Source organism: Rhodococcus sp. DMF-1, from assembly GCF_021441945.1.
Lineage (GTDB): Bacteria > Actinomycetota > Actinomycetes > Mycobacteriales > Mycobacteriaceae > Rhodococcus > Rhodococcus ruber.
In genome coordinates this window covers 4,226,523-4,239,818 of the sequence record NZ_CP090442.1, presented here as the reverse complement: position 1 = coordinate 4,239,818, position 13,296 = coordinate 4,226,523, and the positions used below count along the sequence as shown (strand labels likewise).

Sequence of the window (13,296 nt, the reverse complement as noted above, 5' to 3'; positions counted from 1 at the left end):
TTGTCAGTGGAACACCGGTGGGCGGGTCCGGGTGCGCTTGAGTTCGAAGAAGTCCGAGAACCCGGACAGCAATCGCGCGCCCTCGAAGACGCGCACGGCGTCGTCGCCGCGCGGAATCGAGTTGAGTACCGGACCGAAGAACGCGACGCCGTCGAGGTGGACGGTCGGCGTGCCGGCCTCGCGGCCCACCGGCGCCATCCCGGCGTCGTGACTGCGGCGGAGCGCGTCGTCGTACTCGGTCGAGTCGCCCGCGGACGAGAGCCGGGCCGGCAGGCCGGTCCGCTCGAGCGCACCGGCCATCGCGGTGCGATATTCGTCCGCATCGGGGTAGCGCCACCGATCGAAGATCGCGTCACCGAATGCCGTGTACAAGTCCCGCAGGACCGCCTCGCCGAACTGGACGGCGGCAGCGGTGGCCACTCGTGACGGACCGGCGGAACGTTCGATGTTGGCGAGATAGGCGGGATCGCCCGGGCGGTTCTCGTTGAGAACCCTCAGGCTCATCACATGGAATCTCAGATCGAGGGGCCGCCGGCGCTCCACTTCCAGCAGCCACCGGGACGCGATCCACGCGTACGGGCAGACGGGGTCGAAGTAGAAGTCCACGACGGGCGCTTCGTCGGCCATCTCGCACCTCCCGGGCGGGCCAACAAGTACGATGCTGGTACCAATATAGTTCGAGGATCGTACTATCTGCAAGGAGTGGGATGGCAGTCGATCTCAATACCGCCCTGCTGATGTTCATCGCCGCCCGGTCGGCGGAGAACCGCATTCTCGCGGCGCTGCGGCGCGCCGGCTACGACGACATCACGCTCGCTCAGGCGCGGGTGGCCGCCCGCATCGGACCCGACGGCACGCGGTTGACGGACCTCGCCGAGCAGGCCCAGGTGGCCAAGCAGACGGCGAGTTTCCTCGTCGACCAGCTCGAGCGGGCCGGCTACGTCGAACGCACCGTCGACCCCACCGACGCCCGTGCGCGACTCGTGCGGATCGCGCGGCGCGGCACGGAGGCCCTCCCTGTCGCCCGGGCCGAGGAGGCGCGGATCGAGGCCGAATGGACCGAGCACCTCGGCGCGCGCCGGATGAAGCAGCTGCGCGAGGCGCTCACCCTGCTCCGGGAGATCACCGATCCGTATCGGCCCACGGGAGCGTAGTCGTCCGGTCGCATCCGGCTGGGACGTTCACCGGGTGTCACGCGCGCCGTACGTCGGGAACGATGTTCGCGTTCCGGTGAAAGACGTTGTGCGGATCGTACTTCGCCTTGATCTCGGCCAATCGCGCGTACTTGTCCGGACCGTAGGTGGCGCGCACCCGGTCCTGCTCGAATTCGGTCATGGAGTTGACGTACGCGCCGATGCCGACCGAATACGGGCGCAGGGCATCCCACAGGGACCGGGCCCAGGCTCGCTCCGGTGGCAGCAGTGCGGGATCGGGACAGACGCCGACGATGAAGACGGCGAAGCGTGGCGTCCGTCCGCCGCCGAAGGCGGTGTCGTCCTCCCCGGTCTCGCAGTACGCCTCGTCCAGCCGGTAGAACAACAGGAGCGACAGAGGCGAGGTCTTCTGCGGCACAAGATCGACGACTGTCGCGATCAGATCGTCGGAGAGATCTTCGACGTAGCAGCCCTTGTCGTAGCAGTAGAAGCCCCACGCATTGCCCTCGTCGAGCAGCTGCTGCACGTCGACGTAGGGCATCGGCGTGACGAACTCGAACAGCGGTGGCAGCGCGCGCCGAATCCGCGCCAGCGCGTCCTCGTGCGCCTGCGCTGCTCCGAAACCGGTGACCAGGAAGGCATAGCCGGGCTGGAGGTGGTACTGCTCGGGCACGAACGGGGCCGGTGGGGCGTTCACGCCGGCGAGCACGATGTTCAGCTCGCGCGGCAGCGTACCGATCACCTCCCGGGCGAGCCGCAGCACCTCGGTGCCCTGATCCAGACCCCAGAACAGGAGGCCGAACTGCACGACGGGACCGGCCTCGTGCAGGCGGAACTCGAACTCCGTCACCACACCGAAGTTGCCGCCGCCGCCCCGGATCGCCCAGAACAGGTCCGTATTCTCGTCCTCGGCCGCACGCAGGATCCGGCCGTCGGCGGTGACCACCTCGGCCGACTCGAGGTTGTCGATGCTCAATCCGGCCTGCCGCGTGAGCCAGCCCATTCCTCCGCCCAGCGTGAGTCCCGCGACGCCCGTGTGACTGATCAGCCCGGCCGGGACGGCGAGTCCGTGGGCCTGCGTGGCGGCATCGAGATCACGCAGCAGGGCGCCGCCACCGACCCGCGCCCGCCTGCGCTTCGGGTCGACGACGACGTGATTTATCGATCCGAGGTCGATCACCAGGCCGTCGTCGACGACCGACGCGCCTGCGGTGCTGTGGGCGCCCGCACGCACAGCCATCTCCATTCCGTGCCCGGTCGCGTAGGCGATCGCCGCCTGCACGTCGGCGGTACTCCGGCACTGTGCGATCGCGGCCGGGCGGCGGTCGATGTCGGCGTTCCACACCGTGCGCGCTTCGTCGTAGTCCGCGTCGCCGGGTCCGAGAACCGGGCCCTCCATCGCGGCCCGCAGCATGCCGAGGTCGCCGGTCGTGTGAGTCATGTGTTCTCCAGACGTTGCCGGGCGCAGGCGGGATCCTCTCCGGCGAGGCGTTCGGCGCGCTCCCGGATGCCGAGCAGCATCCTGCGCATCATCGGAAAATCGGCCAGTTCCATCAGTGCGACGGTGAGCGGCAGCGACGGTGTGGGCCGGTAGGCGGCCTGCAACCGGCTCACGAGCCGGGTCCGTCGCCCGCCGTCGACGGGATCGAGGCGCCACGACCACGTCGAATCCGGCTTCGCCCACACCAGGTAGCGCCCCGGATCGAAGGAGTGCACCCGGAAGGACGTCGCCGCCGTGGCCGGACTCGCCATCGGCGCCGCCACGTCGCCGACCTCGATGCACTGCAGGCGTGGATCGATCGTCGTCGCGCTGGGCCGCCCCAGGTTGTCGAGACGGTCGTAGGAGTAGAAGCCGGCCCGGTTGTAGCCGACCTGGACGATCCACGGCCACACGCACTCGGCCGGCGCGTCGATCGTGAGGGCGCGGGTCGCGCTGAACGCGGCCGAGGAGAGGATGTCGTCTCCGGGCATCGGGCCGGCGCACTCGGCAGTCGTCGCTCCCCACCGCCGGTGCCACCGGCGATACAGGAGGAAGGCACTCACCGCTGTCGCGACTGCGGCGAGCGTGCGGATCGCCATGAGAGAACTGTTCCACACCGGAGCCGGGGAGAGAAGGTCCCGGCGGTCCTGCTCATCGGGCGGCCCGGAGGGCGAGGGCGGCCTGCACCACCGCGGCATGGGTGAGCGCCTGCGGGTAGTTGCCGAGGAAGGCGCCGGTGGGGGGATCCACTTCTTCCGGAAGAAGGCCGAGGGTGCCGGTGCGCCGCAGCAGGGTTTCGAACAGCTCCTCGGCTTCCGTCCGCCGGCCGGTGAGGGCCAGTGCCTGGACCAGCCAGAAGGAGCACGGCAGGAACGCGCCCTCGCCTCCGGGCAGTCCGTCCTGGCCGGGCGGATACCGGTAGAGCAGCGGACCTCCGGCCGACAGCTCGCGCCGGATCGCGTCGATCGTGCCCCTCACCCGGTGCGAGTCCGGGTCGTCGATGCCCAGCACGGGAAGCACGAGCAGGGCGGCATCGACGTCGCGGGAGCCGTAGGTACGGGTGTAGCGGTCTCCGAGCCGGTCGAAGCCGCGAGCGCGCACCTCCGTGGCGACGGCGTCCCGCGCTGCGCGCCAGCGCCGGCGGCGACGGGCGGACAGGCGATGGGTCTCGCCGATGCGCAAGGCACGGTCGAGGGCCAGCCAGGCCATCGTCTTCGAGTGCACATGGTGGGCGGCGTCGGCGCGGATCTCCCAGATGCCGGCATCCGGATCGCGCCACCGTTCGCAGACATGATCGGTGAATCCGCGTACCATTCGCCAGGTTTCGGAATTCAGCGACCGGCCGGTCCGGACGAACGCCCACGCGGCGTCGACGACCCAGCCGTAGCCGTCGAGTTGGTGCTGGTCGGCCGCGTCGTTGCCGAACCGCACGGGGGCGCTGCCGGCGAAGCCGGGCCATCCCGCCAGGGTGCGTTCGGCGGGTCCGGGCCGGCCGTCGAGTGTGAACAGGACCGGCAGGCGGGGTCGCTGCAGACGGCTCGCGTGCAGGAGCCACCCGAGGAACCCGCGTGCCTCGTCGACCTTGCCGGCCCCGAGAAACGCCGCGACGCCGATGCCGGCGTCGCGCGGCCAGGCGTAGCGGTAGTCCCAGTTCCGGATCCCCCCGGGCCGTTCGGGCAGCGACGTCGTCGGCGCGGCCACCGGTGCGCCGGAGGGAGAGTAGGTGAGCAGACGCAGCGTCAGCAGGCTTCGCACGACGGCCTCCCGGTAGGGCAGGTCGTGAGCGATGTCCGCCGTCCATGTCCGCCAGCGTGCCTCGTCCTCGGCCACGAGCTCCCACGCCGCGCCAGGAGTGAGGTGGATCAGCGGCTCGCGGTGAGCCACGGCCAGGACGACGGTGACCGGGTGGCCCGGGGACACGTGGATCGAGGTCGGCCGGCCCGGCGTGATCGAGGTTCCGGGATCGCAGGCCAGCGACAGGGCGAGCGAGCCCCACTCGCACACGAGATCGGGACCGCGCCGCCGAACCTTGGGCGCGCGGTGCCGTTCGCCGAACCTGGGGTCGAAATCGACTGCGGCTCGGACAGATCCGCCCTCGGCAGAGAGTTGCCGCACCAGGACCGTCGCCGGTAGCAGCCGCCCGGCCACCTCCGCGATCATCGCCTCGCGCAGGGTGAGCCGGGCGTTGCCGAGATCCCAGGTCGTCTCCAGCGTCGCGGTGTGCGTCCGGTAGCGGCGCCGGACGACAGGGGCGGGCCCGTCGGGGCCGAGCCGGAACCGCCCCGCCTGGGCCCCGCCGACGAGCCGGCCGAAGACGGGGTCTGCGTCGAAGCGCGGCACGCAGAGCCAGTCGAGCGATCCGTCCTCGGAGACCAGCGCCGCAGTGCGGGTGTCGCCGAGCAGGCCGTAGTCCTCGATCCGGGACGGCACGGCCGCGTCGTCCCGGATCCGTTCGAAAGTGCTTGCCGTGAAGGTCACTTCAGTTCACCTGCAACAGCAGTCCGAGTGCGACGCCGTAGACGAGATGTGCGACGACGGCGACGGTCGGGGTTTGGGCGCCGTAGTTCAGGCCGAGCAGGCCGGGCGGTTCGAGGACGGCGGTGCTGCGCGGGCCGGCTCGCTGGGATGCCATACGTGGGTGTACGCCCGGCAGCAGCGGCAGCAGGACCGTCAAGGCGACGACGCCGTGCAGCAGGCCGAGCGCCATGCCGAGCCACCACGTCGCCTGATGGAGAAGTGCGAAGGTGGCGGCGTACCCCAGGGCGAAACCCTGGCCGATCGCGAGGTGGACGAGGAAGCCGACCACCCGGGCGCGGTCCGGGTCGGGGGTGACGGCCGTGCCGAGCACCAACGGCAGGTCCAGTCGGCTGAAACCGGCCAGTTGGGCGGCGATCATGACCGCCGTCAGGACGGTGGTGGCCAGCGATCCGAAGAGTGCCCATCCGGCCCAGTCCATGGCATTTCACCTTCGGGTGCGGGAGCGGCAGATCCACGGCCGGCGTCCGCCGTGGCCCTGCCGCTCGAATTCACGGGGCGCCGGCGGCGACTCTGCGCCGGGCGGCCGGGGCGGTAGCCAGCCGGGCCAGGGCGAGGGCGGCGACCGCCAGTCCGACGTCGCGCAGTGCGATGTCGAGGTAGCCGCCCAGGGTGAGCAGATCGACGATGATGCCGAGCAGCCATGCGGCGACGACGTAGCCGCCGATCGCAGGCCGGATCGCGACGAGGATGCCGGCGAGGATCTCGACCGCTCCCACCGCGAGCATGGCCTGGTGGGCGGTGCCGGGGACGATGTCGTCGATCCAGGGGGCGAGATAGTGCTCCCACTCGGTGAGCAGGTTCGTGAACTTGTCGAGGCCGAAGGCGATCGGAGCGACGGTGAAGACGGTCCGGAGGAGGATGAATGCCTGGCGTGCTCCGACCTCGGCGTCGGTGCGGGTGTGAGGGGATGTGGCAGGGGAGAGAGGTGAGGGGCTCATCGAAGTCTCCTGACTTCTAAAAGAGAGTAGGCTCTATTTTAGATATGTGACGTAGATTACGTCAAGAAGTTTCTCTTTTAGAAGGAGGACGAGCGTGCAGGACGAGTTCGCGGAGCAGGCCGCAGGGATCGGGGCGCTGGCGGACCCGGTCCGGCGCTCGCTCTACCGCTACGTCGTCGCGCAGGCGGACGCGGTCGGACGCGAGGAGGCGGCGGCCGCGGCAGGGGTGCCGGTGCACGCGGCGAAATTCCACCTCGACCGGCTCGTGGCCGACGGGCTGCTCGAGACCGAGTTCCGACGGCTCTCGGGACGGACCGGGCCGGGCGCAGGACGGCCGTCGAAGCTCTACCGGCGCTCGTCGCAGGAGTTGTCGATCTCCCTGCCCGAGCGTCGCTACGACCTGGCGGGGGAGATCCTGGCAGCTGCCATCGAGCGATCGATGCGGGAGTCGGTGCCCATCGCGGACGCGGTGCGAAGCGCCGCCGCCGAACGAGGACGGCGGATCGCGGTGGAGCAGGCCCCGGCGACCTCGGCCGACGACCCCGCAAGCGGAGACGATGCCGAGACGCCCGCCGGCCTCGAGGGCGTGGCGCGCGTACTCGCCCGGCACGGCTACGAGCCGCGCCTGTCCGGCGACGGCCAGATCCGGTTGGCGAACTGCCCGTTCGACCGGCTGGCCGGCGAACACCGGGACCTGGTCTGCGGCATGAACCTCGCCCTGGTCGAGGCGGTCGTCGCCGGGCTCGGGGCTGCCGGTCTCGACACTGCCGGTCTCGACACAGAGCTCGCACCGGAACCGGGATTCTGCTGCGTCCGGATCCGGAGCGGGGGCCGGTGAATCGGCGCCGCACCGGTCCCGCCGCGGACGACGGGACCGCACCGGCCGTGCGGTCCCGTCCGGGTGTCAGAGCCCGAGAGCTGCGGCTACCTCGCGCAGGGCCGGGACCGGGTCGTCGCGCATCGGCAGGGTCTGCACCGCGACGTGGTCCGCCCCGGCGTCGAGGTGCTCTCGCAGCCGGGTCGCGATGTACTCCGCGTCGCCGTGCGCGACGAGTGCGTCGACGACCCGGTCGGTGCCGTCGTTGTCGAGTTCCTCGGCGGTGAAGCCGGTGCGTTCCAGATTCGCGCGGTAGTTGCGCAGTTTCAGATACGGGTTGGCCACGGCCTTGCGGCCGACGTCGCGGGCCGTGGCGACGTCGGTGGACAGCACGATCTTCTGCTCGGGCGCGAGCACGACGTCCGGGCCGAGCACGTCGCGCGCCTCACGGGTGTGCTCGGGGGTGGTGAGGTAGGGATGGGCCCCGGCGGACCGGTCTGCGGACAGCTTCAGCACCTTCGGTCCCAGCGCGGCGAGCACCCGCCGCGCCGCGGGTACGCCCTCGCGGTCGAGCACGTCCAGGTATTCGACCAGCGCCGTGTACGGCTTGCGGTACGTCTCACCGTGCGCCTCGGGGTGGCCGACGCCGACCCCGAGCAGGAAGCGGCCGGGGTGGCGCTCCTCGAGCCGGTGGTAGGAGGCGGCGATCTCGTCGGCGGGAGCGGTCCAGATGTTGACGATGCCGGTGGCGACGACCACGGTCTCGGTGGCGTCGAGGAGGCGTTCGGCCACCTCGAGATCGGCGGGCGGTGAGCCGCCGATCCAGATCGTGCCGTAACCGAGTTTCTCGATCTCGGCCCCGGTCTCCGGGGGGAGACCGGTCGCGTGCCGCCAGACGCCGAAACGGCCGAGCGGGGGAGTCTGCGTCGAGTTCTCTGCCTTCGTCGAATCCGTCACGCCGAGTCCAACCTCCACCGGTTCCGGTTTCATTCCGTCGGGCCGCGGCGGATATCGATCCCGCAACGGTTGCGTCTTTCGTGCTGCGGGGGCGGCGCACGGGTTTCGTGTCGCGTTAGCGTGGAGGGGGATCACCCACTCCCCCCTGCGTGGGTGATCCGCCGGAAGGACCTCGCGGTCGTGCCGGCGCCCGACGACCCCGCCGGCGCTCTCGGATGTATGCGCCGGCGGGGTCCGTCCGTTTTCGGCGGGTCCGTGCGTTTTCGGCGGGCTCGGCGGCCTCGGCTCACCCCTGTCGGCGCCGCAGCACCAGGTAGACGATCAGCGCCAGCAGCGCCCCGACGGCCACCGCCGGCCCGACCCTCTTCAGCACCGACCCGCGGGCGAACTGCATCAGGTCCAGCGGGGCAGCCTCGGTGGGTTGCGCCGCCGGGGCCGGGGTCACCGGCGCGACCGCCGGTGCGGCGGGCGCGGCGGGTGTGACCGCTTCCGGCGTCGGGGCCGGGGCCGGCGCGGCGGGCGGGCCGCCGAGCTTGTCCGCCAGGCACGCCGTGAACTGCTCGATGATCTTGCCGCCGACGTCGGAGATCATGCCCCGGCCGAACTGGGCGGGCTTGCCCGTGATGGACAGGTCGGTCACGACGGTGCCTTCGGTGCGGTCGCCGTCGCCGGTGAGCGTGATCGTGAACGTCGCGTTCACGGTGCCGTTGCCGCGCGAGTCCTTCGCCGCGGCCTCCATGACCGCGCGACGCGCCTGCTCGTCGGTCTCGACGAACTTGCCGGTGCCCTTGTACAGCAGCTGCACCGGCCCCATCTTGATCTTCACCGTGCCGGTGAAGGCGTTGCCGTCGACGCCGGTGAGGGTGGCCCCGGGCATGCAGGGTGCCACCTTCTCCGGATCGAGCAGTGCCGTCCACACCTCGTCGACGGGTGCCGGCACGGACATGTGGTGTTCGAGTTGCATGGTTTTCGTCTCCAGTGTTTGCTCAGGCGACGTCCGCTGCCGTCGACACCGCACGGCGCGTGAGCACCCGCGCGAGCTGGCGACGGTAGTCGGCGTCGGCGTTGCCGTCGCTCATGGGGGAGGTGCCCTCGGTGGCCCGCTCGGCGGCGGCCCGGATGGTGTCGGCCGTCGCGGGCTGCCCGACGAGTGCCTGCTCGACGGCGTGCGCGCGGACCGGCACGGCCGCCATGTTGGTCAGCGCCACCCGGGCCTGCCGGATCGTGCCGCCGTCCGTCTGCACGGTGGCGGCGACCGCGACGATCGACCAGGCGTGCGCCACCCGGTTGAACTTCTCGTACCGCGCCGCCCATCCCGTGCGCTTGGGGATCCGCACCTCGACGAGGATCTCATCGGGTTGCAGGGTGGTGGTGAAGTAGTCGTCGAAGAAGTCCGCGACGGGGATGCTGCGCCGCCCCGACGGTCCCGCCGCGACAAGGGTCGCCTCGAGCGCGAGCACCGGCGCGCCGAGATCCCCGGCGGGATCGGCGTGGGCCAGAGCCCCGCCGAGGGTGCCCCGGTGCCGGATCTGGGGGTCGGCCACCGTGCTCGTGGCCTCGGCGAGCAACCGGGCGTGCTCCCGCACGAGTGGATCGTGGATCACGTCGTGGTGCGTGGTCATCGCCCCGATCACCAGGTCGCCGCCGTCCTCGCGGACACCCCGCAACTCCGGGACCCGTCCGAGGTCGACGAGCGTGGTGGGGGCCGCCAGCCGCAGCCGCAGCACCGGCATCAGGGACTGCCCCCCGGCGATGATCTTGGCGTCCTCCCCCGCCGAGGCGAGGGCGGCGACGGCCTCGTCGACGGTGGTGGGCGCGACGTAGTCGAACGTCGACGGGATCATCGGGCGCCTCCCTGAGCCGAGTTCCGAGCTGATTCGACGGCGTGCCACACCCGCATCGGCGTGCACGGCATCTCGATGTCCCGCACGCCGAGGTGGCGCACGGCGTCGAGGACGGCGTTGACCACCGCCGGCGTGGAGGCGATCGTGCCGGACTCGCCGACCCCCTTGACGCCCAGCGGGTTTCCGGTCGCGGGGGTCTCGGTGCGGTCGGTGGTGAACGTCGGCAGGTCCGCGGCCGACGGCAGCAGGTACTCGGCGAACGAGCCGCTGAGCAGGGTGCCGGACTCGTCGTGCACGGCCTCCTCGTACAGAGCCTGCGCGATGCCCTGGGCGAGGCCGCCGTGCACCTGGCCCTCCACGATGAGCGGGTTGACGACGTGCCCGACGTCGTCGACGCACACGTACGAGCGGATGCGCACCTGCCCGGTCTCGGTGTCCACCTCGGTGGCGCACAGGTGCGTGCCGTGCGGGAACGAGAAGTTGTCCGGGTCGTAGGTGGCCTCGGAATCGAGGTTGGGTTCGATGCCCTCGGGCAGGTCCGCGGCGGTGAACACCGCGAGCGCGATGTCGCTCATGCCCACGGCCTTCTCGGTGCCGCGGACCCGGAACCGGCCCTCGGCGAACTCGAGGTCGTCCTCCGAGCACTCCATCATGTGCGCCGCGATCGGACGGGCTTTCGCGATCACCTTCTCCGCGGCCTTGACCACCGCCACGCCGCCCACGGCCAGCGACCGGGATCCGTAGGTGTCCAGCCCGCGCGGGGAGGTCTGCGTATCGCCGTGCAGCACTTCGACATCCTCGAACGGCACGCCGAGCCGGTCGGCGACGATCTGGCTCCACGCCGTCTCGTGCCCCTGCCCGTGCGACGACGAGCCGGTGACCACCTCGACCCGGCCGGTGGGCAGCATCCGGATCGCGGCGTGCTCCCAGCCGCCTGCCCCGTAGTTGAGCGAGCCGAGCACCCGCGAGGGCGCCAGGCCGCACATCTCGGTGAAGGTCGACACCCCGAGGCCGAGCTGGACCGGATCGTTCCGGCGACGGCGTTCCTCCTGCTCACGGCGCAGCTCGTCGTAGTGGAACAGGTCGCGGGCCTTCGCGGTGGCGGCCTCGTAGTTGCCCGAGTCGTACGTCAGGCCCGCGACGGTGTCGAACGGGAACTCCTCGTGCCGGATCCAGTTCTTCGCTCGCAGCTCGAGCGGATCCATCGACAGTTCGGCGGCGAGTTCGTCCATGATGCGTTCGATTCCGAACGTCGCCTCCGGCCGGCCCGCCCCGCGGTAGGCGTCGGTGGGCACCTTGTTGGTGAACACGTTGGTGCAGGAGAAGTGGTAGGCGCCGAACTTGTAGATGCCGTTGAACATGAACGCACCCAGGATCGGTACACCCGGCGTGACCAGCCGCAGGTAGGCGCCCATGTCGGCCAGCAGCTCCACCTTCAGGCCGACGACGGTGCCGTCGCGGCGCGCGGCGAGGGTGAGCTTCTGGATCTGGTCGCGGCCGTGATGCGCCGCGACCATCGACTCGCTGCGGGTTTCGGTGTACTTCACCGGTTTCCCGAGCCGGCGCGCGACGAGCAGGGCGAGCAGCTCCTCCGGCGTCACCTGCAGCTTGCCGCCGAAACCACCGCCGACGTCCGGTGCGATCACCCGCAGCTTGTGCTCGGGGATGCCCAGCGTCATCGCCAGCATGATCTTGAGGATGTGCGGGACCTGCGTGGCCGACCACACGGTGATCTGCGGGCCGGTCGGGTCGACCACGACGGAGCGCGGCTCCATGAACGCCGGGATGAGCCGCTGCTGCCGGAACGTACGCTCGACGACCACCTCGGCGTCCCGGATGGCCTGCTCGACGTCGCCCCCGCTACCGGCCTCGGCGGAATCGAACGTCCACGTCGCGCTGACGTTGGTGCCGAGGTCCGGGTGCACGAGGTCGGCGCCGTCGCGGGCCGCGTCCGCCAGGTCGAGGACCACGGGCAGGTCGTCGTAGTCCACGTCGATCGCCTCGAGGGCGTCGTGCGCCTCGTAGGCGCTGCGCGCGACGACGACGGCGACGGCCTCCCCGGCGAAGTTGACCGTGTCGACGGCCAGGGACGGCGCGGGCGGGATCTTCATGTCGGGGGTGATCACCCACGCGCACGGCAGGCTGCCCTGCTCCGGTGAGGCGTCCGCACCGGTGAGCACCGCCACCACGCCGGGCCTCTGCCGGGCTTCCGACGTGTCGATCGAGGTGATGCGGGCGTGGGCGAACGGGCTGCGCAGGATCGCCATGTGCAGCATCCCGGGGAGGACGAGATTGTCGGTCCAGCGGGTGCGTCCGGTGACGAGGTGCTCGTCCTCCTTGCGCCGCCGCGCCTGGCCGATCTCCGGTTCGACGGTACTGGTCATCGTCCGCCTCCTGCGGCCGCGTCGGTCTGCAGTTCGGCGGCGCGGGCCTTCTGCGCCGCGTCCAGTGCCGCCTTCACGATGTTCTGGTAGCCGGTGCAGCGGCACAGGTTGCCTTCGAGGCCGAGCCGCACCTCCTGCTCGTCGGGATCGGGATTCTCCTCGAGCAGGTCGATCGTCGACATGATCATGCCGGGCGTGCAGTAGCCGCACTGCAGGGCGTGGTTGTCGTGGAACGCCTGCTGGACGGGGTGCAGCACGCCGTCGCGGGACAGGCCTTCGACGGTGGTGACCTCCGAACCGTCGGCCTGCACGGCGAGCACCGAGCAGGACTTGACGCTGCGGCCGTCGAGATGCACGGTGCAGGCGCCGCAGTTGCTGGTGTCGCAGCCGACCACGGTGCCGACCTTGCCGAGCCGCTCGCGCAGATAGTGCACGAGCAGGAGCCTCGGTTCCACCTCGTCCGTGTAGGCCGTCCCGTCGACGGTGACAGTGATGCGCATCGGGCCTCCAATGCCGGGAACATCCGGGATCCAAGATCGTCGAGAAGTGTTCACTGACACTGTGCTCCAACGGTGACCACCGAACACGCCGATTCGCCGAATCGGTGGCGGATCAACCTCGTTCCCGCGTTTGCGACGACCGGAGCGAGGGAATCCGCACGGACACGTTCGTCGGAGAACGACAGGCGGAGGTGAGAGGTGACCACGGTGGAGGAGATCGTCGAGCGAGGCGCCGGCCGGGACCTGCCCGTCGTCGGCAGCCTGGCGGAACTGACGGACCTGGTGATGTCCCACGACTCCGAGATCTACCTGCGGTACTCGAAGGGACCGGACAGCGATGCGCGGAAGGGCCCGAGCAAGGACTACGAGGCCGACGTGACACTGCCCGGGTTGTCGGTGACCACGATCCTCCCGGAGCCGTGGTGGCCGCGGCCCGCCGTCGACTGGGTGGCGCGCCGGATCCGCAAGTACGCCGAGCTGGGCCGCGAGAGCGGACGATTCGCGTGGCTGCTGACCGGCACGGTGGTCGGCGAGGGGCCGGACCACGAACCGCTCGTCGTGCGCGCCCGCCCCCTGGCACGCTTGTCCGACGAGCTGCTCGACGAGGCGGCCGAGTGCTACCGGACCCGGTTCCGCGTCGGGAAGGATTCGCGAAGCTGACCTGCGTCGCGGGGGCGCGGGCGG

General features: G+C 70.9%; 14 protein-coding genes. 3 read left to right on the top strand and 11 right to left on the bottom strand.

Annotation, left to right across the window (positions count from 1 at the left end; translation table 11 throughout):
- Positions 1-3 precede the first annotated feature (3 nt).
- Positions 4-627, bottom strand: a complete 624-nt coding sequence (locus LZP97_RS19440) for a mycothiol-dependent nitroreductase Rv2466c family protein (protein ID WP_017680161.1) — start codon at positions 625-627, stop codon at positions 4-6.
- A gap of 80 nt (positions 628-707) precedes the next feature.
- On the opposite strand from LZP97_RS19440, the gene LZP97_RS19435 reads away from it, so the two are divergent.
- Positions 708-1,154 carry a MarR family winged helix-turn-helix transcriptional regulator gene (locus LZP97_RS19435; protein ID WP_048771311.1) on the top strand — a complete coding sequence of 149 codons (447 nt, stop codon included), beginning with the start codon at positions 708-710 and terminating at the stop codon, positions 1,152-1,154.
- 37 nt (positions 1,155-1,191) lie between these two features.
- Here LZP97_RS19435 and LZP97_RS19430 read toward each other — a convergent pair whose 3' ends face one another.
- The 5 genes from LZP97_RS19430 to LZP97_RS19410 form a co-directional block, all read right to left on the bottom strand.
- Positions 1,192-2,595: an FAD-binding oxidoreductase gene (locus LZP97_RS19430; RefSeq protein WP_048771313.1), complete on the bottom strand. Its 1,404-nt coding sequence runs from the start codon at positions 2,593-2,595 to the stop codon at positions 1,192-1,194.
- On the bottom strand, positions 2,592-3,233 hold the full coding sequence (locus tag LZP97_RS19425) for a hypothetical protein (protein WP_017680158.1): 642 nt from the start codon (positions 3,231-3,233) through the stop codon (positions 2,592-2,594). Before LZP97_RS19425 ends, LZP97_RS19430 begins: the two co-directional genes overlap by 4 nt.
- 52 nt (positions 3,234-3,285) lie before the next feature.
- Positions 3,286-5,112: a glycoside hydrolase family 15 protein gene (locus LZP97_RS19420; RefSeq protein ID WP_048771314.1), complete on the bottom strand. Its 1,827-nt coding sequence runs from the start codon at positions 5,110-5,112 to the stop codon at positions 3,286-3,288.
- A gap of 1 nt (position 5,113) precedes the next feature.
- Positions 5,114-5,590 carry a hypothetical protein gene (locus LZP97_RS19415; RefSeq protein ID WP_010594167.1) on the bottom strand — a complete coding sequence of 159 codons (477 nt, stop codon included), beginning with the start codon at positions 5,588-5,590 and terminating at the stop codon, positions 5,114-5,116.
- A gap of 70 nt (positions 5,591-5,660) precedes the next feature.
- Positions 5,661-6,110: a hypothetical protein gene (locus tag LZP97_RS19410; RefSeq protein ID WP_010594166.1), complete on the bottom strand. Its 450-nt coding sequence runs from the start codon at positions 6,108-6,110 to the stop codon at positions 5,661-5,663.
- A 94-nt stretch (positions 6,111-6,204) separates the two neighbouring features.
- Here LZP97_RS19410 and LZP97_RS19405 point away from each other — a divergent pair, with 94 nt between their 5' ends.
- Entirely contained in the window at positions 6,205-6,948 is a 744-nt protein-coding gene (locus LZP97_RS19405) for a helix-turn-helix transcriptional regulator (protein ID WP_048771316.1), read from the top strand.
- Between the two features lie 66 nt (positions 6,949-7,014).
- On the opposite strand, the gene LZP97_RS19400 is transcribed toward LZP97_RS19405, so the two are convergent.
- The 5 genes from LZP97_RS19400 to LZP97_RS19380 all read right to left on the bottom strand — a co-directional run bounded on the left by LZP97_RS19400 (position 7,015) and on the right by LZP97_RS19380 (position 12,612).
- A complete protein-coding gene (locus LZP97_RS19400; protein ID WP_010594164.1) occupies positions 7,015-7,917 on the bottom strand; it encodes an LLM class F420-dependent oxidoreductase in 903 nt (300 codons plus the stop codon).
- Positions 7,918-8,170: 253 nt separating this feature from the next.
- A complete protein-coding gene (locus LZP97_RS19395) occupies positions 8,171-8,848 on the bottom strand; it encodes an SRPBCC family protein (protein WP_048771318.1) in 678 nt (225 codons plus the stop codon).
- Positions 8,849-8,870: 22 nt separating this feature from the next.
- Positions 8,871-9,728 (bottom strand): FAD binding domain-containing protein, encoded by an 858-nt coding sequence (locus tag LZP97_RS19390; RefSeq protein WP_010594161.1) that lies wholly within the window; start codon positions 9,726-9,728, stop codon positions 8,871-8,873.
- Entirely contained in the window at positions 9,725-12,112 is a 2,388-nt protein-coding gene (locus LZP97_RS19385; RefSeq protein WP_048771319.1) for a xanthine dehydrogenase family protein molybdopterin-binding subunit, read from the bottom strand. The genes LZP97_RS19390 and LZP97_RS19385 overlap by 4 nt, the downstream gene beginning before the upstream one ends.
- Positions 12,109-12,612: a (2Fe-2S)-binding protein gene (locus tag LZP97_RS19380; RefSeq protein ID WP_003938697.1), complete on the bottom strand. Its 504-nt coding sequence runs from the start codon at positions 12,610-12,612 to the stop codon at positions 12,109-12,111. Before LZP97_RS19380 ends, LZP97_RS19385 begins: the two co-directional genes overlap by 4 nt.
- Before the next feature lie 198 nt (positions 12,613-12,810).
- Here LZP97_RS19380 and LZP97_RS19375 point away from each other — a divergent pair, with 198 nt between their 5' ends.
- On the top strand, positions 12,811-13,272 hold the full coding sequence (locus LZP97_RS19375; protein WP_234574891.1) for a DUF6098 family protein: 462 nt from the start codon (positions 12,811-12,813) through the stop codon (positions 13,270-13,272).
- The last annotated feature ends 24 nt before the right edge of the window (positions 13,273-13,296 follow it).

What these genes read in the sequence shown, in the direction of transcription:
- LZP97_RS19380 (WP_003938697.1), bottom strand. Translation starts at nt 12,612, where the DNA reads ATGCGCATCACTGTCACCGTCGACGGGACGGCCTACACGGACGAGGTG.
- LZP97_RS19390 (WP_010594161.1), bottom strand. Translation starts at nt 9,728, where the DNA reads ATGATCCCGTCGACGTTCGACTACGTCGCGCCCACCACCGTCGACGAG.
- LZP97_RS19395 (WP_048771318.1), bottom strand. Translation starts at nt 8,848, where the DNA reads ATGCAACTCGAACACCACATGTCCGTGCCGGCACCCGTCGACGAGGTG.
- LZP97_RS19430 (WP_048771313.1), bottom strand. Translation starts at nt 2,595, where the DNA reads ATGACTCACACGACCGGCGACCTCGGCATGCTGCGGGCCGCGATGGAG.
- LZP97_RS19410 (WP_010594166.1), bottom strand. Translation starts at nt 6,110, where the DNA reads ATGAGCCCCTCACCTCTCTCCCCTGCCACATCCCCTCACACCCGCACC.
- LZP97_RS19435 (WP_048771311.1), top strand. Translation starts at nt 708, where the DNA reads ATGGCAGTCGATCTCAATACCGCCCTGCTGATGTTCATCGCCGCCCGG.
- LZP97_RS19400 (WP_010594164.1), bottom strand. Translation starts at nt 7,917, where the DNA reads ATGAAACCGGAACCGGTGGAGGTTGGACTCGGCGTGACGGATTCGACG.
- LZP97_RS19415 (WP_010594167.1), bottom strand. Translation starts at nt 5,590, where the DNA reads ATGGACTGGGCCGGATGGGCACTCTTCGGATCGCTGGCCACCACCGTC.
- LZP97_RS19425 (WP_017680158.1), bottom strand. Translation starts at nt 3,233, where the DNA reads ATGGCGATCCGCACGCTCGCCGCAGTCGCGACAGCGGTGAGTGCCTTC.
- LZP97_RS19440 (WP_017680161.1), bottom strand. Translation starts at nt 627, where the DNA reads ATGGCCGACGAAGCGCCCGTCGTGGACTTCTACTTCGACCCCGTCTGC.
- LZP97_RS19385 (WP_048771319.1), bottom strand. Translation starts at nt 12,112, where the DNA reads ATGACCAGTACCGTCGAACCGGAGATCGGCCAGGCGCGGCGGCGCAAG.